Below are 18,315 nucleotides of genomic sequence, written 5' to 3' on the forward strand. Positions count from 1 at the left end.
CGCTAACATGGTGCATTTTTGGGCGTAGACCGAGAGATATTTATCCTTGCACCGGAGATCGGGGATCCCCAGTCCGGATGAAGCGCGTTTGTTCGTCCGCGTCAATCGATGCCTTGACCGAAGCCAGTATATCTTCGCTTGTTAGAATCGAGTCTCCGCCCTCGAGGCGTCTCAGAAAATCCGCCGTAATCGTAGTCGGGGTATCCAGCTCCACTTGAACCGGTTGGTCGGTATGCGTAGTGACAAACAGCAGCGGACGAACTTGATCGCCAATCGCGAACGGATCTCCCGACAGCCGGCATTCAGCTACGCCTCGCGTACCGGCGACGAATATTCTTCCGTCTCCCCATGTCCAGCTTCGCTTGGGCGTATGCCAATCGGCATATAATTGGGCGACCGTGCCATTCTCCATGATGACTTGCAAAGCGGCTGCGTCATAGAATTCGGGATACTCCGGAAGGATGCGCTTGACAGCAAATCCTTCCGCATGTCCGACCTCGCTGTTTGTCAACCAGCGGAGCAGATCGATATCGTGGATGAGCAGGTCCATCATGATGCCTCCGCTCTGCGATTTGGAAAAAAACCACGGCGGACGCTTTTCCGGATTCAACAGATGCGGTTTGCGGGTTCCGATGGACACCAATGGCCCGAGTTCCCCACTATCGAGGATCTGCTTCAGCGTATAGATCGGCGGTTGGAATCGTTCCGTAAGGAGCATGCCTACTTGAATGTCCCCCCGGTCCATAACCGCCTTCAAGCGCCGATATCCTTCCCGATTCGTCACAGCAGGCTTATCGATCATTACGTGCTTGCCGAGGCGTTCGCATCGCTCGATCACTTCGATTTTCTCGTTGTTGATCGCGGCACTTCCGATCAGCTTCACATCCTCCGCGAGCAGTCTGTCGCATTCGTTAAGCAGAGCAACCTGATATTGTGCTGCCATTTCCGACGCGAGTCGCGTATTGCGAGGTTCATAGATGCCGGCACAGACATGGCCCAATGAAAGCATTTCCTCGAGAAAGATACCGATATGCGCATGCTCGCAGCCGAGAATGCCGAACGTCATCTTTTTCATGCTTCTTCTCCCTTTATCCAACGAATGATTAAAGCCGTCAGGAATGAGCTCTCCTTGACGGCTGCTGCTTGGCTATTGAGATAAAATCTTCTGCTCGCGGTAGGTTCGCGCGAATGCCGCGCCGTCATAGCCGGTCGTATCCGGCGCCAGGCTCAGCAGCTCCACCGGTTGTCCGCCCCGCGCTTTGGACAATCTGGCCGCTATAGCGGCCAGTTCGGTCTCGATCACCGTATCGAGTTGAACCGGAGACGGGGCCTCGCCGCTAAAGTACGGCAATACCGCCTCGAGCAATGTCCGGTATAACCGGCTGCTGTCTGCTGTTATAAATTCCGCTCCGGCTTGCGTTATCATTGTGGCGTAGAACGGATGGCTATTCTCCGTCGCGCCGATGCTGACGATCCCGCGTCGCCCGTCCGACCAGAGCATTTCATATTGATCCTGCCCCGAATTCCCGAGGTGTCGCACGCTTTGGATGCCCGGACCGAGAAGCCCGTGAAGCATCGTAAAAGCATGGATGCCATAGTAGAATTCGTCGTTGGCACAGCCGGCAAGGGCATAGATGAACGATTCGGGAAGAGCGGATCTGCTCCTCCACTCCTGCACTTCCTGCGCGTAACGCAAAGCGGAGCCGCCCGAGATCACTGCGCCGCGCTTCGCCCACTCTCGGAACCGCAGCAGGTCGCGGACGTTGCCCGCCAGCGGTTTGTCGATAAATACGGCTTTCCCTGCCCTGACAAAGGGTTCAGCCCTGGCGGCATGAATATCCCAATCGCAGCTATGAATAAAGGCCAGGTCGACCTGTCCGGCCATTTCCTCCAACGATTTAAATACCCGCCCGATGCCGTGATCGGACGCGAACTTCTCCGCATAGCCGGGGGGGGATTTACCGCCCCCCTCGTCATATACGCCGATGACCTCGTGACCCAGGGAACGAATGATTGGAACAAAGCTTTCGGGATGAGAGGTATCCAGATCCACCAGCCCGATTCGCAACGATCTCATAGCGCCTCTTTTCTGCGCTACTCGGCGCGCCATGCAGTTGCCCGGTCCAAATAATCGTCCAGGCGTTCAATATTGAACTCTTGTATGATGTCCTCAATCGTGCATTCGTCCGTTTCGCAGGAGATCAGGACGGAGCCCAAATACCCGGGATCGGCGATTTTTACTTTTGAGCCATACTTCGATTTAAGCCCGCGCAGACGCTCCATGTTGTAATCGAGATGCACGACCGCGCAGTCCAGATTGACGGTTGTCGTGGCAAAATCAAAATAGTTGGTGCTCGATGCCAGCACCTCGCCGACCGGGGACAGCACCGCGCTTGGCTGCCCGCCCCCGATGGCGCCCACAAAATGCGATCGGCAGGAATAAGCCCAATAAGGCTGCATGATTCCGCCGTGGTATAAGGATGAGAAGAGGATCAAATCGGGCTTTGACTCCACATATTGCAATCTCAGCCGGTCAAAGTTCAGATCAAAACAAATCGCGCAAGCGATCCGTCCGAAATCGCAATCGATGATCGGGGCCTCGGTGCCGCAAGTGACGCCGTAATCCTCGATCTCCCCCAGCGTCAGATAGTTTTTAGCATATTCGCCCACTTTATCGCCACTTCGATCCAACAACGCGATTGAATTTCGCCAGGATTGATCTTCTTGTTGTCTCAATGTCGGATACGCAATATAGCAGCCATGCTCGCGCGCAATATCGGAAAAAAGGCGCAAAATCCGATCTCCGCGTACTTGGCAGTATTCGTGCGTTTTGGCTGGCGACAAAAAGACATTGAACGGAATATCGCAAAATTCAGGCAAAACGATAATATCGGGCTGTTCGGGAAGTACCTGACTCAACTTCTGTTGCAGGTGCTTAATTATTCGATCTACAATCTCTTCAGTCGTCAGAAGCTCATCTACGATGAACTCGCGACTGCCGATCGTGCTGATTTTAACATAATTGCTCATGCTTCAAGCTCCCTTCGCGCCCGGGCTTCATGCTGAGGATTTGAACGGTTAGCGCAGGACGGCTTGCTCTCTTTCAATCAGAGATCGTATCGGCTCGGGCTTGCCGCTCTTCACGGATTTTACGGCCTGCAGCACCATTAACGTCGCATACAGACCGTCCATATGGTTGATCGGCGGCTCCGCATCCTGTCTCAGACTTTCGATGAATGCTTTATTCTCTTCGAGAATGCCGGTTTCCTTGCCGCGATAAACAATCGTTTCCTTGCCTTCCTCGCTGTAAGTCAAAGTCGTCAATCGGTCGGAAAGCGTAATGGTTTTGTTCTCTGCGAACAGCTGCATGAAAAACTTGCTGGTGAAGGGCGGACACTTGCAATCACCCTGGATCAAATTGCCGACGACATTATCGTCGAAGCGGAATATCGCGGCCATGTTGTCCACTTCCGCATTTTTTTGATAGTAATTTGCCCCGGCCGCGTAGACGTCGATCGGGTCCTTGCCGACCATAAACCTCATGATATCGGCCGAGTGGCAGCCTTGCGACAACACATTGCCGCCCCCGAACGTCGGATCGTTGGCCCATATATCCGCCGGCCACTTGTCGTCCATCATCTGCATGCTGACGAGCAGCGGCTCGGGGATCAGCTCCTTCGCCTTCAACAGCATATCGTAATAACGCATCTTGAATGCAGTCATGACTTTTTTTGCCGCTCCGTTTAACGGCATCGTCGATGCGCAAGCAGTCTTCCACGCTCATGGCCAACGGTTTTTCCACCATCACGTGCTTGCCGGCTTCCAAGGCTCTGATGCAATAATCGGCATGCGTATTGTGCATCGTCGATATATAGATCGCATCGATCGATTCGTCGCCGAACAGCCGGTCCGCATCGCGGGTCGCATAGTCGCCGCCGAATTCCTCGAGCAATTTCCGAGCGTTATCCTCGTTGATATCGCAGAAAGCGACCATATCCATACCTTCCAGCTCGCGGATACACTCGGTATGGATTTTACCGTTTTGACCGCAACCGATAAGTCCGGCTCTAAAGATTCGCAACGTTTATCTCTCCTATTTGGCTAAGCATGTAATAGCCTTCAGTTATTCGTCCAAAGATCCGCGTAGAGGTTCAGACGCTTCGAAGGAAGGCCTGCCAAGGGCTATGGCTGCGGGCGTTCAACGGAACGTGAGCCCAATCGCTTATCTCGATTCCCGCTGCGGCTTTGACGCAATGGCTCGTCGGAGCAAAGACCGTCCCCTGCAGCCCGTTCTCCGCAAGTTCCAGATCGATGTCCACCGGTGACGCGAAGGTCACCACACGTTCGCCCATGCGCAATTCCCGCGTGCCAAGCACCGTCAAGCGCCTTCGATCCGGCTCCGAGATCACGGCTTCGGCCTGAATCTCGCAGCCCGACAGCCGAAGGGTCCGCTGGTTGCCGAGCTGCAAATTGGCGCCGCCGTTGAATGAAATGACGCCGTCTTGCGCCGAGATCTCGTCCGGATGGCCGGTGATGGCGAACAGGAAGTCTCCTTCCGTGACCTGCGACGGATATTCAAGACGCCAGCGCTTATAATGCGGGTAGCGGCCATACTTGATATCCTGCTCGCCGGGGTTGCCGTTCAAGCCGTATATATAGGAGGGATGCCATACCGGCTCCTCGATCTTAGCGTTAAGTTCGTTCATCCCGCTCAATACGCTGACGAAGATCTCGCCTTTCTCCTCGTCGCTTAGGCCTTTGTCGCCGTCCTTGATGCCCGCGATGAGGTTGGCTTGACCGCCCGTTAGCCGATACCGGCCCTCTCCGAGCTCCGTCACCGAACCCGAGCAATGCAGGTGCGTCGCAAAACGGAGGGGACGATCTCCTTCAAAGGAATCGGATATCACGATCGCGCCGGTATGCGCGTCCACTACCACGATCCGCTCGGCGCGCTTCACTCGATGCCGGGGATGAAGTTCGCTCGTAATGACGGCATGCGCGTAGATGAAGCGGTCGCCGATCAGGCAGCGACGAATGTACGAGCTTTTCTCCGGCCCGAGATTCCCGAATAAATATTGCCCTTGCGTATAGCAGCCTCCGTCATCGAAGCACATCGCGTTGCAGAGCGAGCTGTCCTGTCCGTAGGAACCGATATCCACCAGCACGGGACCGCCGTCGACGGTAAGCTGAATGCCTCCCATGCCCGGCGGGAATTCACGGTTATGCGTATGGATATTAAAGCTCACGGAACGCCCTGCCTTTAGGCCAGCGGTGAACGTTCCGGCGATTTTGCCGCCGGAAGCGAACGTAATCATGCCGATATCCTTGGCATAGAAAGGCAGCTTCGGAAACGGCGCGGCCGTTCCTTCATGCAGAGGCATATACAGAAAATCAAATAAACCAAGATCGACGTCTCCTGCCGTTTTTCGCTCCTGGTCCACAAAGGTCTGATAAATGGACGGGATGTCCGGGGTCGGGTGGAAACGGTTCAAATACGCCGTCAGATAGCGATGCTCCCGCGTACGCAATCCCCGCTGAAGCTCCTGGCTGTTCGGCGCGTTGAAGCAAGCCAGCAACGCGTTCCCAAGGCGATCTAAAAAAGGAGCTCGCCCCAAGCTCGGGACGCTGTCCGCCAAACGTATTCGCGGCTCCCAGATAACGAATCAGATGAAGCGGGAATAACGTGGCCCACGCGTTTTTGCCGTCTTGCGGGAACAGACGGAGGCTGTCGGTGAAGAGGCCGTGAAAAAACGGAAGGGCTTTGCGGGCTTCCGCGACTTCGTCGTAAAAGGCCATGCAGGCGATCGCCGTCCCGTTCCAAGTGCCGAGCGAATGGGGATCGGGTGTCGGACAGCCCATATAGGCCCGTTGCAGAACCGTAAAGTCATACAATTTTTGAATGTATTTGCCGACCTTTTCTTTCATGAGCGCCTGCTCGCCCCGGTCGAACAAGTCGGAGCACCAGTCCCAGGCCAGCCCGATCATATACAGCTTCTGGGCGATGCCGCGGTCGTTCTCTCCGCCCATCACCAGCGGGTCCGGTTTGCCTGACCACGTAGCCAGACTGCAGAGTTCGCCGATCTTCTTTTTAACGGTCTCTCCTGCATCATGATCCTTGGCGAGGAGATACGCCATACAAACCAGATCGAACTCCACGCTGCCCGGCTCGTGCTTGATCCGGCCGATGAGCGATAGGAGCGCCGGACTGCCGGATAGCTTGTCGCGCAGACGTCCCGCCTCGTCCGAATTCAGATAGACGCGGGGGTGCCGCTTCTCTACGGGCGTCAACTCGCGCCAAGAACGGTCGTCTTCTCTGATCTCGATGAATTTGATACGCTGCCAATCGATCCGCGAGCGATCGCGTTCGACGAATTCGAGCCTTAATTCGGTTTCGGCGTCTCCGGCTTCAAAGCCGAAGTCGGCATTCAGCCGGCTCTTTTCAATGTCTTCCGGTCCGGGCATGTCAAACCACAAGCCGCCGACCAGCTTGTCGTTCACGTAAGTTCTGGCCATCGGCATCGCCATGACGCCGTTCAGATGGTCGAAATCCCAAGGGCCCACAGGCTCGAGCTTCCCGTCCGGAACGCGAACCATCTGGATCATCGCCGTATTCATGTCAAAGCCGCCGTCTTCCGTCTGCAGGCGGCATCGATAGAGACCGGGCGGCAAAGCCGCTCTTAGCCGAAGGCAATGGGCGTCCACGTCGATATCCGTAATCCGGCCGGTAACGTCGCGCCACTCCAACCCGTCGAACCGGTTGGGCGATGGCTGCAGATACGCGATCAAGTCGCTGTTTAGCACGCTAAAATCCCCCCTTGCTGCTGTTGCAATTCAATTTCCTGTCCGATTCGATGAGACGCGTACATCGCTTGTACCGCGGCAATGACGCTTTTACTGTAGTCGCCGGAACATTCGGGTACCGCATCTCTTTGGATGCAGTCCAGCAGGTCGCGGTACTGAAGGACAAAAGGAGGCTCGGCTTGGGTCGTTTCCACCGGCCGGTATTCGCCATCTTGGCTGATCCACAGCCCTGCCCCGGTCCGCAGCTTCAGCATTCCATGCGTGAAGATGATTTCCGTCTCGTCCCTGCGTACGCCTCCGTACCCACTCTGGCTGATCGTACACGGCACGCCTTGATCCGTCTTGACAAAAGCCGTCACGCTGCCTTCGATATCTCCCTTGGCGCCGTAATGACTGACGGACGCTTTGACCTGCGCGATCTTGCTGTCCGTCAACCACTGAATCTTGTCGATGGCGTGCGACCCCAGGTTCATGGCGATCCCGCCGCCCGATTTGCCGGTCTCAAAAAAACCAATTCGGCCGGGTCTCGGCATAATAATCGACATGGCGAACGTCATTGATCATGACCAGCTTGCCGAGCTGCCCGCTTCGAATGATTTCCTTCGCTTTTCTGTTTTCGGCAAAATAATGCTGGGTATGGCCGACCAAGAGCTTCACTTGGCTTTGGTACACCGCGCTCATAATCTCGTCGCATTCATGGGCATGAATCGCCATCGGCTTTTCCAGCAGAATATGGCAGCCGCTGCGCGCGCACCAGATCGCGGCCTCTTGATGTAAATAATGCGGCAGCGTAATCGCTACGATGTCCGGTTTTTCGGTCTCTATCATTTGCCGATAATCGGTATACGCTTGAATCCGATGCATGGAGGAGGCCTGCTTGGCCCGCTCTCCGTCGATATCGGCTATCGCGACAGCCTCGATCTCGTCAATAGCCTCGATGGCCTGCAAGTGCAGCGAACTGATCGCGCCCGCTCCAACAATGGCCGCCTTATAATTTGTCTGCCTCATTCGTCGCGATCTCCGATCGCATAGGGCACATCTCCCCACGCTACTGTGAGATCCTTCCAAGGAAAGAAGGAGGGGATCGACTTAAAGGATTCATTCAAAAATGGCAGTTCTTCGGATTTCACGCCATCTATGGCCGCAAGGGGCTGCTCGACCCGGGCGCCGTTAATCGCGGCATACCGGGGCGACATGGCTCCGGGGCTCCAGGAAGTCTCGAGCTCCAGCCGCGGTCTGCCTTTGCCGGCAGGACGTCTGTAACGTACCCGGCGCGTAGTCCAGTAATAGTCGGTAAATTGGGCTGCTTCAAGTTCCTCCGCGAATGCGGCCAGAGAGTCGTATTCCGACACGCTCGCATGCTCGGCCGCGAAGCCGCCGAACAGCATACGAAGCTCTTCACGGGAGAAGCGCCGCTCTTCCCCTTCATATAAATGAGAATGAATAAATTTGTAATTCGCGTTCGACTCCAGGCTGATCGCCACTGGCTGCCGGTCCCGGGTGTAGGCCATCGGCCGGAAGGCCGAGAGCAGCCTGCCGGTCCGGCAGACAATCCACTGCCCATGCGCGACTTCGCCGGACCATTCCTTCCGTGGGACGCCGCCGACGATCAGCTCGTCCACGTCTCCGCCATGCGCGGACAAGACGATCAGCTCGCCGATCGCCGACAGTGGCTTGAGAGCCGCGGTCTCGTCGAACGATGGATGCGGATGCGTGAGCACGAGCGCCGTAGACCCGGACTGGATCGTAAACGTATTGGCGCAGGAGCGGAGGATGTCGGCTTCTCCCGCGTTCGAATATTCGCGATCCCCGTCCTTCGCCCGTACGATCGTCCCCGGCACTTCGCCGTTCACGGTCAGCTTTGTGAAGATCGTCCCGATATCCCGGTAGGAGCCGACAATCTCCTTACGCTTATAGGTAACGAAGTAGCTGTTGTTCTGCTCCATGCTGCCGAACGGCGCGCTGGACGTGCCGACCGCGTAGTCGGGGAGCAACACCGTCTCGATCCGGCTCGTCCGCGCCAGAAAGTCCGTGCCTTCGCCGGCGCCCAATTCGCAAGAAGCGACCGCCCTGAACGGAAACGACTTGGTCTCGAACAGCCGCAAGGCCGTGTCGGGGATATGGTACTCGCCGCCGGCGAACCAGCAGAACTGCGCGACATTAAAAGGAACGTCGCCCATATGGTGAAGGACGAGGTCGTCCGGCTTGTCGAACAGCAGCATCGGCGAAGGATGGACACGGTCGCCGAGACAGAACCACAGCAGGCTGGAGATGCAGCTGGCATGCGCTGCGTTGTCCACCGTATAGGCGCGGGAATAAGGTCCCGCAAGCACGCCCATCTCCGGATGGAACCGGGCGGCCAGATCGATCCAGAGCCGCTGCTCGATGCCGGACGCCAGCGTGCGCGCTTCCTCGTCCTCGGCATGCTCGGCGATCTCGCCCATGGCTCGAATCGTCAGGCCGGTATACGTAGGCGAGTTGAACTCGCTGTTGATGCCGCTGCGGACGAGCATTGCCCTGAACTGCTTGAGATTCCAGACGCCGTAGTCCACCGCTTCGCGGCTGCCGAGCAGCTGTCCGCCCAGAATGAGACCGGCCGTCGCCTTGGCCGGCATGTTGTCGTTGTAGCCGTGGAACTGAAAGTCCGGCTGGCGGTTGCCCGGCTTGAAGGAAAAGCCGTCCCGCACCAGATGCTCGAGCTTGCCGCGCACGGCAGCCGACATTTTGTCGCGATGAGAGATCAATAGGCTGGCTGCTATATTCGTATTGAATATATTGAACTGTATATCCCCGTAACGTTCCGTCTCGCCTTTGCCTACGATCGCATCCGCCCATTCGGCTTCTCCCGCCGCATACAGGGCGCCGGCAATCCAGTAGCGCTCCCGCGTGTGCGGCGGCGTCGTGTCGGCCGTCCATGTCCCTTCGCGGTCGTACCAACCGCCGGCGGCTTCGACAACCTTCGCCGTGAACAGGCGCGTTCTCTCGCGGAATTGCTGCCCGATTCCATGGCCGGAACGCGCATTTGCTTGATTTTCGAGCATAAGGATTCCTCCTGTCCGCTTACCCCTTGACGGAGCCCAGCGTAGCCCCTTCCATGATCCATCTCTGGAAGAACATAAAGATCAATACGGAAGGGATCATCGTGATGATGACGCCGGCGAACAGCGTCACCCAGTCGTTGGTGTACTGCATCAGCATATTGGCATGATAGATATTGACGCCGATCGTGTATTTGTCCGAATCGCTCAAATAGATGAAAGGCTCCAAAAAGGAATTGTACAGTCCGATAAACTTGAAAATGGCGACCGTGACGATGCCCGGCATGGCGAGCGGCATAATGATGCGAATGAACATTTTGAAGATCGACGCGCCGTCGATCGTCCCGCTCTCCTCCAGCTCCCGCGGCAGCGAACGCATGAACCCGCCGAGCAGCATGAGGAAAAAGACGCTTTCTCCCAGGCAATTGAGCACGATCAGGCCGGTTAGACTGTTGGTCAAATGCAGATCGCGCATGAGAATATACTGCGGGATCAGCGCATTGATGCCCGGCAGGAACAACGAGAGCATAATCATGGCCCAGATGAACTTTCTGCCTTTGAATTCAATGCGAGTGAGCGCATAGGCGTTCAAGGCGGTCAGGAACGTGCCGATCAACAGACTCGCGCCGACGTAATACAGCGTGTTCAGCATCGCGTTCAACAGATGGTAGTTAAGCCATGCCTTCTTGTAATTGGCCCATTGGAGCTTATCCGGGAATGACCATACGTTTTGGAAAAATTCCGGGTTCGTCTTCAGCGATTCATACAAATCCCATACAATCGGAAACAGAATGGTTAACGACCATCCGATAAGCACCAGCCACCAGAACAGGTCGATAATATTGCGCCGCTCCTTCATGGTCCACCACCTTTAATATTCGTAGCCGCGGTCCGGCAAAAGCTTGTCTACCACCAGCTTGGCGCTGACGAGGATGAAGAACAGGAACATGCCGATCGCGGAGGCGTAGCCGTAGTTTTGTACCTGCTCCCCGAAGGCCATGTTGAACATGTACAACCCGATGACGTCGGTGGAGCCGGCCGGACCGCCGCGCGTGAGGATCAGGACCAGATCGAGGCTTTTCAGCGTTCCGAGCACGAGGAAAATAGCACTCACCCGGATTAGCGGCGTAATGAGCGGAATCGTGATACGGAACAGGCGAGTCATATGACTGGCCCCTTCCAGGATGGCGGACTCGTACAGCGACTTGGGAATCGTGGTCATGGCGTTCATGAAAATGACGATATACAATCCGACGCCCGCCCATACGTACGGAGGCAGCACCGCATACATCGCCGTCCGCGTGTCCCCGAGCCAATAAAAGCCGTTCATGTCGATGCCGAACAACTTGAGCAGCGCATTCAGCAGGCCGAAGCTGCCGTCATAGATAAATGCCCACAGCAAGGAGACGACCACGGTGGACAGTACGTTCGGGAAGAAGAAAAGCACTTTGAAAATGGAGGTTCCCTTATACCCCTTGTTCGTCAGGAGATAGGACAGCACCAGGGAAATTAAGATGACGCAGATCGGCACGGTAGCCATGTAAAACAAATTGTGACCGAGCGCTCGCCATACGTAGCGATCGTTGAACAGGCGAACGTAGTTTTCAAAGTAAATGAATTTCGGCTTCGTAATGCCGTTCCAATCCAGCAGCGAGTAGTAAATCGACAACACATTGGGATAAAGCGCAAACAACAGGTAACCGCCAAAGGTCGGCACGATGGCAAAGGTCAAAAAAGATCCATTTTTGAACGTCCGCCTTTTGCAGCAGATTACGGCGCTTTTGTCCATTCCGGTCACGATCCGTTCGAAGCGTAGCCAAGGTTCAGCGCTCCTTTCTTGAGGTCGGCCGATAAAAAAAGGAGGGGGGGAGCCCCCCTCCTCGGCGGATGAATATTTACTTGCCTTGTGCCTCGATCGCCTTCTTGAGGTAGTCTTCAGCTTCCTGCAGCTTCGGCTGCGGTTCCTGCTTCCCGGTGGCGATCTGCGTAATCGCTTCGGAAATAACTTTGGTCGATTGCTCGAATGCGGGGTCCGTCAATGTAACGTCGGCAGCACCGGAGTCCATTTTCACTTTGTTATCCTTCATATAAGCGAGGAATGCGCTCGGCAAGCTCTGAAGCTTAGCCAGTCGGGACGCATCGTCGGCAAAGTCCGCTCTCAGCGGAAGCATGCCGCCCTTCTCCGCGATTTCCATTTGGTTATCCAGATTCCACAGCGAAACGATAAATTCTTTGGACCATTTCTTGTTCAGGTCGGGTTTGGCCGCCCAGATCAGGAAGCCCGAGCCCGGCGTGAACGTAATCCACTTCGTATTGTCGGCATTCTCGGCCATGGGGACCGACATGTAGCCCCACTTGAAGTCCGCGGGCGTCGACTGCTTCATTTCGTTTTCGACCCACGTGCCGGTCGCCACCATCGCCGCTTTGCCCTGTACGACCTGCATTTGCGACTGCGTGTGATTCAGCGCGGCAAGACCGCTCGGGAAGTACCCCTTTTTGCCCATCTCGTAAATCCGGTTCCAGCGCTCGATGTTCTCGGGAGCGAGGTAGTAAGGCTGGTTGAACTTGTGGTAGTCCTCGTAGACCTTGTCGAGCGTGCCCTTCTCCTCTGCCAGCTCATATACCTTGGGCGTGCCGAACGCATTGGTGATGTAATCCGGATAGACGCCGGGGAACGTGATCGGGAAGAGGCCGGCCGCTTTAATATCCTCGCACAGCTTCAAAAATTCGCTCCACGTTTTCGGGTTCTCATTCCAGCCATTTTTCTCAAACAAAGATTTGTTATACATCAGACCGGAGCCGCTTCCCGAGATCGGGAACGCATACGTATTCCCTTTTGTACGGGGAGACGAATCGAAGCTGCCTTCGAATGCGATTTCCTTCAGCGTCTTTCCGCTGGCATCGTACGCTTTGTGATCCCACAGATCTTCCTGGGATTCCAGTTTGCCTGCTTCTACGTAGCTGGAGATGCCTCCCGGTATGCTGCCCGAGAACAGATCGAACATATCCTTATCGTCGTTCGCCGCGATTTTCGTCTGCGTAACCTGGGAGATCGTCGGAGAATACGTCACGTCGAAGGAAACGTTAGGAAACTTCTCTTTGAAGGACGCGATCGCCGAATCGAACCATGCGCGCCCCATGCCGCCTTCGAAAAAGCCGACCTTAAGCGTAACCTTCTCGTCCTTCGGTAGACCGTTCTCTTCGTAGACCTGGCTGCCGGCGTCCGAGGCGCTGGCCGAAGCGCCGGCGGATGCCTCGGCCGATGCGGACGGACTGGCTGCATTTTCATTCGTATTATTGCCGCCGCAGGCCGCAAGGGATGTAAGGACAACGACCGATGCAAGTGATGCTGAAGCCGCTTTCAGGAAAGATTTCATATGGACCCTCCTTGGAAGTAAGAAACACTGGTTTCACAGGCATAGCCTTCGTACAATCGATTGATTTTAAACGCAGACGCCTAGCGTTTCACCTCCTGCATACGCTCTTTCTGAGCGGAATCGTTAGGGATCCGCACAAACTGCTGTATATTTGATTTACTATCCATGAACCAATTCTACCCACGATGCATTCGATTGTCAAACTTTATTTCTCCTTATGTACAGCAGTTTTATATAAAGTAATAGATTTATGAAGAAAATGTAAAGTAAAAAAAGGAGGGATCGCTCCCTCCTTACACCTTGGAAAGCAGTTCATCGACCTTTTCGCACAGTTCCTGCTCCGTGATCAGGTCCGACCAATATCTTTTTTAACAGCCTGCCCAATACGTCGAAAGCCTCCGCCGACAGGTTCAATCGGCTCCTCGTACTGTACGTAGCCATAATCTCCCGATAGAGCGGATAGCGGGACGGACGGTTGATCGAATCGGGTATTTCGACGCGCGATTCGTTCAGCGACCGGACCGCCGGAATACTGTTTGACCCTTTGCGAATGATATCCTGCGCTCTTGAGGAAGCCATATAATCGACCAGCAAACGGGCAGCCACATGATCTGTCTTGCGCATTGACACTCCGATCGCGTGGAGCATCGTAGCGGGCGCTTCAATGAACGGGGCCGGAGACAAATCAAAGTCGATAGACGAGTCCTTAAGCTCGTTCAATGCCATGTAGCTGGCCAGCATCATCGATACTTTGCCCTGGCGAAACAAATCCATGACATCCTTATTGTCCTCGATCAGAAATCCAAGGTAGTTGTCCTGCGCCTTGATGATCCGCTTGCACAATCGAATGCTCTCGAGGAGCTTGCTGCCTTCGAGTCTGAACACGCCGTTCGGATCTGGCCCGATATCCTCTCCGCTCTGCATGAGAAACACCGGCCAGCGCAGCGAGGAAACCATAATGAAATACAGCCCCAACCTCCCGGCCGCAGCTCTGGATAGCGTCTCGGCATGCTTTAACGCGTCCTCCCATGTCCAGCTTCCATCCGGTTCAGGGACTTGCGCTTCGCTAAAATGAGTTCGGTTATACGCGAGTACGATAGGGGAAAATACGATAGGGACGGCGTACTGTAGCGCTCGATAGCTGAACACGTCGTTTAAAAACGGATAGATCTCCTTCTCCGCCTTCAACGGCTCTAGCATTTCCAGCGCGCCGCTCTCCACCAGTTCCTGGAAGTGGAGACTGTTCTGCGTAAATACATCAATTAATCCGTTTTCCAAATAGCTTTTGATCTGGCTAGTGTAGTTGGTCATGGTGATCGTCATAATCTTCACGCGTATATGCGGGTATAGCTCGCTAAAATCGTCCAGCAGTTTCGAAAGCAGGATGTCCTTCTCAATCGAAGAACTGACGCCTAGCGTAACGACGGTAGACTCATGGCTTTTCTCCGTTACTTTACTTCCGACCCGATTCACTTTGACGATCAGACCTTCAGCCACCAGCTCGTCGAGCCCTTTCCTGACGGATTTGTTGCTCAATCCGTACTGCTGTACCAACTCGGACTCCGAAGGAAGAAATTCACCTGGTTTATAGGTACCGCCTAAAATTCTGTCTCGTAGTTGTTCAATCATAAATTTTAATCGAGACCGGAATTTAGTACGACCTGATTTATGTTGATTCTCCATACGAAAATGAGCCACCACCTTTCCAGACGCATGTTTTATTCTTTAAAGCATTAAAAGCTTTTTTCTTAAATCTAAACGAAAAACCCTTCAAAGTAAAGCAATCTGCTGTATAACTTATTACTTTTCAGGAACACCTCTAAGCGATCTCAGCCTCTTCATGAGCGCTTTCGGCGCCAAGCGATCGGCCGATCGGCCTTTGGCGATGCGGAAAACGTAAACAAACCATCGCGGCGCAGGGGAGGATTTCCCTTACGCCGCCATGGCTTTAGCTTCTGACTAGTAGACCCAATTTGCTGTCTTCTGTATTTTCCCTAGCTACCCATTCGAACTTCACGGCCTGACTTAGAGGACTCATAAATGGCATCAATAATCAAATTGTTGAAGTATCCGGTTTTACCGGAGGGCAGCGGCTCTTTCTCTTCGCGGACACATTCTACGAAGTGCTTGCATAACAGCAGCCGTTCGTCGACTTTCTCGTCGTCCGTCATCTGGATATCAATCTTTTGATTGAAAAGCTCCCCATGCAGCGTGCCGGAATCCAGTTTGATCGTCGCCCCGCCTTCGGTTCCCATGAGCTGCAGCAGCATGCCGTCCTCGTTGCCGTTATGGCTGGCCCAGCTGACGTCAAACAACAGCGTAGCGCCGTTATCCAACTTCACGAACGCCGTAGCGAGGTCCTCCACGTCGAAAAAGCCATTCCAGTTGTGAGTTCCCCAATTGCCGATGCCGAGCTTGCGGGGTCCGAAGTTCGAATAGGTAGAGCCCGTTACGCTCGTCGGCGTCGGGTTGCCCATCAAATACAACGCCAAATCAAGCAAATGGACGCCGACATCGATGAGAGGTCCTCCGCCGGAATCCTCCATCCGCGTAAACCACGAGCCCCAGCCGGGGATATTTTTGCGGCGCAGCCAATTGGCCTTGGCGTAGTAGATCGTGCCCAGCTTGCCTTCCTCCATATGCTTCTTGAGCTGCCTCACCGGCCACACCCACCTAAGCTGATGGGCGATCATCAGCGTCTTGCCGGACTTGAGGTGCGCCTCTTGAATGCGAGCGGCCGCCTCCGCATGAATGCCCATCGGCTTCTCGAGCAGCACGTGCTTGCCGGCTTGAAGCGCCTGAATCGCCAGATCGGCATGCCATTTGTTGGGGACGCCTACGACTACGGCGTCGATCTCGTCGCTGGCGATCATCTGATCCGCCGAGTCGAAGACGCGTTCGATGCCGAGCAGGGCGGCAGCCTTCTGCGCGAGGGGCAGATGGGCGTCGGCAATGCCTGCGACTACGGCGTCGTCCAGCCGCTTGAACGCGGCGGCATGGACCTGGCCGATGGCGCCGGCCCCGATGATTCCGATGCGAAGGATCATTGGTTCTCCTCCCGAGCCTGGAGCTCGTTCCACTGCTGCCTGACGAGCTGCAGGCTGCGGGCCATGGCCGGCATCGGGTCGTGGTCATAAGGCTCGTGCTCCAACGTCAGCGCCCCTTGGTAGCCGATCGCGTGCAGTTCGCGAAGCGTCCCCGCGATGTCGACGACGCCTTCGCCCAAGCCGCACGAGTCGTGCGCGCCTGCCGCCAGAACGTCTTTGAGGTGAACATGCTTCAAATACGGTGCAAGCTCCCGAACGGCAGCGCTGACATCGCAGCCGTGCGTGCCAAACCACCCCGTGTCCAGCGTAGCCCCGATCCAGGGTGAATACGGGTGAATTTTCGCGATAATCTCCTCCGCATTGCGCTCCGGATGATTCTCCAAACCGAAGAAGATGCCGTACCGCTGCGCTAGTTCAACGATCAATTCCGCATTCGAGACGTTAAAGGTGCTCGCGAGCAGCGGAGCGCCGATAGCGCGGGCGATCTCGAATCTGCGAGCGCCCTCTTCAACCGTCATGTTCGGCGATGAGAACGAAGCGGTATAGGATACGACGGACAGCTCGTACTTATCCAGCAGATCTCGCGCCTTCCGCACCATCTCGTCCGTCGCAGTCGCCGGATTTAAATGTCCCACCCATAGTTCGATCGCATTGAACCCATGATCTTTAATGCCGCTGATCAACGATTCGAATTTCTGCTCGAATGGACTGCCGTGGAAGCTCCGCATCGTCGCTTCCGCGCATCTGCCCCAATCCTTGAACCAGTCGGTCACTTCCTTGTAGCCGACTTCCTTCGCCACGTAGTTAGCCGTCATGAACGCCCATTTCATCCCGTATCTCTCCTCACTTCCATGTATCCTTAACGTTTGCGCGGCTCAGCCTTCGAGCCATTCCATAAGCCGATGATTGGTCGCGATGGCCGCTACGCCTACTACGCCGGGATCCCTGCTTTGCTGCAGGGTACATCGCACCTCGATGACGCACAGCCGCTCCAGGTATTCATTGACTTTGTCCAATAATGCATCTCCAAGCACGTTAACGGTTACGCCGCCGAGCACAACGTCAGTAATGTCAAGCGCGGCGACCAAATTAGAAATGCATAACGCCAATTGCGAAGCGATGTAATGAAGCATCTCTTCGTAAGGCTCGCGATGCGTCGTCGGGTAGCTTCCTGCCTGCCCGTCGTTCAAGATGTTTTCCAGGAAGCTCCACTTGCCGATCAACGGATGAATGCCGACCCTTCCTTCGATCCAGCCCACTTCCGTCTTGGACATCCGGAAGTTCGGATCGAAGGAGGTGAAGGCGATCTCTCCGGCCAAGCTATGTTTGCCCCGGCGGATTTCACCGTCCAGGATAATGCCGGCGCCGATGCCGGAGCCCAGCGATACGTACAGCAGGTCTTGCAAGGCCTCTCCGCCCCGCGTGATGTATTCGCCCCATGCAGCCGATTTGACGTCATTGTCGATGGATACGGGCAGTCCGACTTGTTCGCTCAGCCGATCGATAAGGTCCCTGCAATCTCTTCTTCCTTCAACGCCGACGATCGGAGCGGCGAACTCGATCTGTACCGTGTCCGGATCCACGATGCCGGGGATGCCGATACCGACCCCGAGGATCTTCTGTCTGGATACGCCGAACTCCTCGATAAAAGCGTTAAGGATAACGGGCAGTCGGCGTCCGATCATCTCGTCTAGGTTAGGGGCTACCTTGAAGCTCTTCAGATGCTTGATATCCCCGTTCAAATCAACGAATCCGACATTCAGGTAATCGCCTTCATAGATGACGCCGATGGACCATGCGGCATCCGGATTAAACCGAATCAGCCGAGGCTTTCTTCCTGCCGTGGAGATGCTCCCTTCGCCTAATTCGATAACGAAACCTTTTTCCTGCAAATAACTTACGATCTTAATAACGGTAGGTGAGCTTATTCCCGTTCTTCTGCTGATCTCGGCTCTCGAGATGGTATCTACCGAGGACAACAGGTCGAATACCGTTTTACGATTCATATCTTTAAGATGGGTTTGAATGAAGCTAGTCATTGTAATTCCCCTC

At 55.2% G+C, this 18,315-nt stretch carries 15 protein-coding genes and 1 pseudogene; all 16 read right to left on the minus strand.

What is annotated here, in order from left to right; all coding sequences use genetic code 11:
* Positions 1–40: 40 nt before the first annotated feature.
* On the minus strand, positions 41–1,075 hold the full coding sequence (locus OMP38_RS06580; RefSeq protein WP_277564372.1) for a Gfo/Idh/MocA family protein: 1,035 nt from the start codon (positions 1,073–1,075) through the stop codon (positions 41–43).
* A 72-nt stretch (positions 1,076–1,147) separates the two neighbouring features.
* A complete protein-coding gene (locus OMP38_RS06585) occupies positions 1,148–2,068 on the minus strand; it encodes a Gfo/Idh/MocA family oxidoreductase (protein WP_277564373.1) in 921 nt (306 codons plus the stop codon).
* A gap of 26 nt (positions 2,069–2,094) precedes the next feature.
* Complete coding sequence (locus tag OMP38_RS06590; RefSeq protein ID WP_277564374.1) at positions 2,095–3,030, minus strand: carbon-nitrogen hydrolase family protein; 936 nt, start codon at positions 3,028–3,030, stop codon at positions 2,095–2,097.
* Between the two features lie 48 nt (positions 3,031–3,078).
* Complete coding sequence (locus tag OMP38_RS06595; protein WP_277564375.1) at positions 3,079–3,723, minus strand: Gfo/Idh/MocA family protein; 645 nt, start codon at positions 3,721–3,723, stop codon at positions 3,079–3,081.
* Between the two features lie 64 nt (positions 3,724–3,787).
* Positions 3,788–4,081 (minus strand): annotated as a pseudogene (locus OMP38_RS35625) (Gfo/Idh/MocA family protein); the annotation flags it as partial.
* Between the two features lie 1,310 nt (positions 4,082–5,391).
* Entirely contained in the window at positions 5,392–6,801 is a 1,410-nt protein-coding gene (locus tag OMP38_RS06605; RefSeq protein WP_277564377.1) for a hypothetical protein, read from the minus strand.
* Positions 6,795–7,274, minus strand: a complete 480-nt coding sequence (locus tag OMP38_RS06610) for a Gfo/Idh/MocA family protein (RefSeq protein WP_277564378.1) — start codon at positions 7,272–7,274, stop codon at positions 6,795–6,797. The genes OMP38_RS06605 and OMP38_RS06610 overlap by 7 nt, the downstream gene beginning before the upstream one ends.
* 28 nt (positions 7,275–7,302) lie before the next feature.
* A complete protein-coding gene (locus OMP38_RS06615) occupies positions 7,303–7,809 on the minus strand; it encodes a Gfo/Idh/MocA family protein (RefSeq protein WP_277564379.1) in 507 nt (168 codons plus the stop codon).
* Positions 7,806–9,842 (minus strand): hypothetical protein, encoded by a 2,037-nt coding sequence (locus OMP38_RS06620; RefSeq protein ID WP_277564380.1) that lies wholly within the window; start codon positions 9,840–9,842, stop codon positions 7,806–7,808. The genes OMP38_RS06615 and OMP38_RS06620 overlap by 4 nt, the downstream gene beginning before the upstream one ends.
* A 19-nt stretch (positions 9,843–9,861) precedes the next feature.
* Positions 9,862–10,698 carry a carbohydrate ABC transporter permease gene (locus tag OMP38_RS06625; RefSeq protein WP_277564381.1) on the minus strand — a complete coding sequence of 279 codons (837 nt, stop codon included), beginning with the start codon at positions 10,696–10,698 and terminating at the stop codon, positions 9,862–9,864.
* Between the two features lie 12 nt (positions 10,699–10,710).
* Positions 10,711–11,571, minus strand: a complete 861-nt coding sequence (locus tag OMP38_RS06630) for a carbohydrate ABC transporter permease (protein WP_277564382.1) — start codon at positions 11,569–11,571, stop codon at positions 10,711–10,713.
* Between the two features lie 163 nt (positions 11,572–11,734).
* Complete coding sequence (locus OMP38_RS06635; protein WP_277564383.1) at positions 11,735–13,216, minus strand: extracellular solute-binding protein; 1,482 nt, start codon at positions 13,214–13,216, stop codon at positions 11,735–11,737.
* Between the two features lie 312 nt (positions 13,217–13,528).
* Entirely contained in the window at positions 13,529–14,899 is a 1,371-nt protein-coding gene (locus tag OMP38_RS06640) for an extracellular solute-binding protein (RefSeq protein WP_277564384.1), read from the minus strand.
* Positions 14,900–15,210: 311 nt separating this feature from the next.
* Positions 15,211–16,263 (minus strand): Gfo/Idh/MocA family protein, encoded by a 1,053-nt coding sequence (locus OMP38_RS06645; protein WP_277564385.1) that lies wholly within the window; start codon positions 16,261–16,263, stop codon positions 15,211–15,213.
* Complete coding sequence (locus tag OMP38_RS06650) at positions 16,260–17,093, minus strand: sugar phosphate isomerase/epimerase family protein (RefSeq protein WP_277564386.1); 834 nt, start codon at positions 17,091–17,093, stop codon at positions 16,260–16,262. Before OMP38_RS06650 ends, OMP38_RS06645 begins: the two co-directional genes overlap by 4 nt.
* A 45-nt stretch (positions 17,094–17,138) precedes the next feature.
* On the minus strand, positions 17,139–18,302 hold the full coding sequence (locus OMP38_RS06655; RefSeq protein WP_277564387.1) for an ROK family transcriptional regulator: 1,164 nt from the start codon (positions 18,300–18,302) through the stop codon (positions 17,139–17,141).
* Between the last annotated feature and the right edge of the window lie 13 nt (positions 18,303–18,315).

Origin of the sequence: Cohnella ginsengisoli (assembly GCF_029525555.1) — a bacterium.
Classification (GTDB): domain Bacteria; phylum Bacillota; class Bacilli; order Paenibacillales; family Paenibacillaceae; genus Cohnella; species Cohnella ginsengisoli.

Coding starts and splice junctions, on each gene's coding strand:
- OMP38_RS06580 (WP_277564372.1), bottom strand. CDS start 1,075: ATGAAAAAGATGACGTTCGGCATTCTCGGCTGCGAGCATGCGCATATC.
- OMP38_RS06590 (WP_277564374.1), bottom strand. CDS start 3,030: ATGAGCAATTATGTTAAAATCAGCACGATCGGCAGTCGCGAGTTCATC.
- OMP38_RS06595 (WP_277564375.1), bottom strand. CDS start 3,723: ATGACTGCATTCAAGATGCGTTATTACGATATGCTGTTGAAGGCGAAG.
- OMP38_RS06610 (WP_277564378.1), bottom strand. CDS start 7,274: ATGAACCTGGGGTCGCACGCCATCGACAAGATTCAGTGGTTGACGGAC.
- OMP38_RS06615 (WP_277564379.1), bottom strand. CDS start 7,809: ATGAGGCAGACAAATTATAAGGCGGCCATTGTTGGAGCGGGCGCGATC.
- OMP38_RS06620 (WP_277564380.1), bottom strand. CDS start 9,842: ATGCTCGAAAATCAAGCAAATGCGCGTTCCGGCCATGGAATCGGGCAG.
- OMP38_RS06625 (WP_277564381.1), bottom strand. CDS start 10,698: ATGAAGGAGCGGCGCAATATTATCGACCTGTTCTGGTGGCTGGTGCTT.
- OMP38_RS06635 (WP_277564383.1), bottom strand. CDS start 13,216: ATGAAATCTTTCCTGAAAGCGGCTTCAGCATCACTTGCATCGGTCGTT.
- OMP38_RS06640 (WP_277564384.1), bottom strand. CDS start 14,899: ATGGAGAATCAACATAAATCAGGTCGTACTAAATTCCGGTCTCGATTA.
- OMP38_RS06645 (WP_277564385.1), bottom strand. CDS start 16,263: ATGATCCTTCGCATCGGAATCATCGGGGCCGGCGCCATCGGCCAGGTC.
- OMP38_RS06650 (WP_277564386.1), bottom strand. CDS start 17,093: ATGAAATGGGCGTTCATGACGGCTAACTACGTGGCGAAGGAAGTCGGC.
- OMP38_RS06655 (WP_277564387.1), bottom strand. CDS start 18,302: ATGACTAGCTTCATTCAAACCCATCTTAAAGATATGAATCGTAAAACG.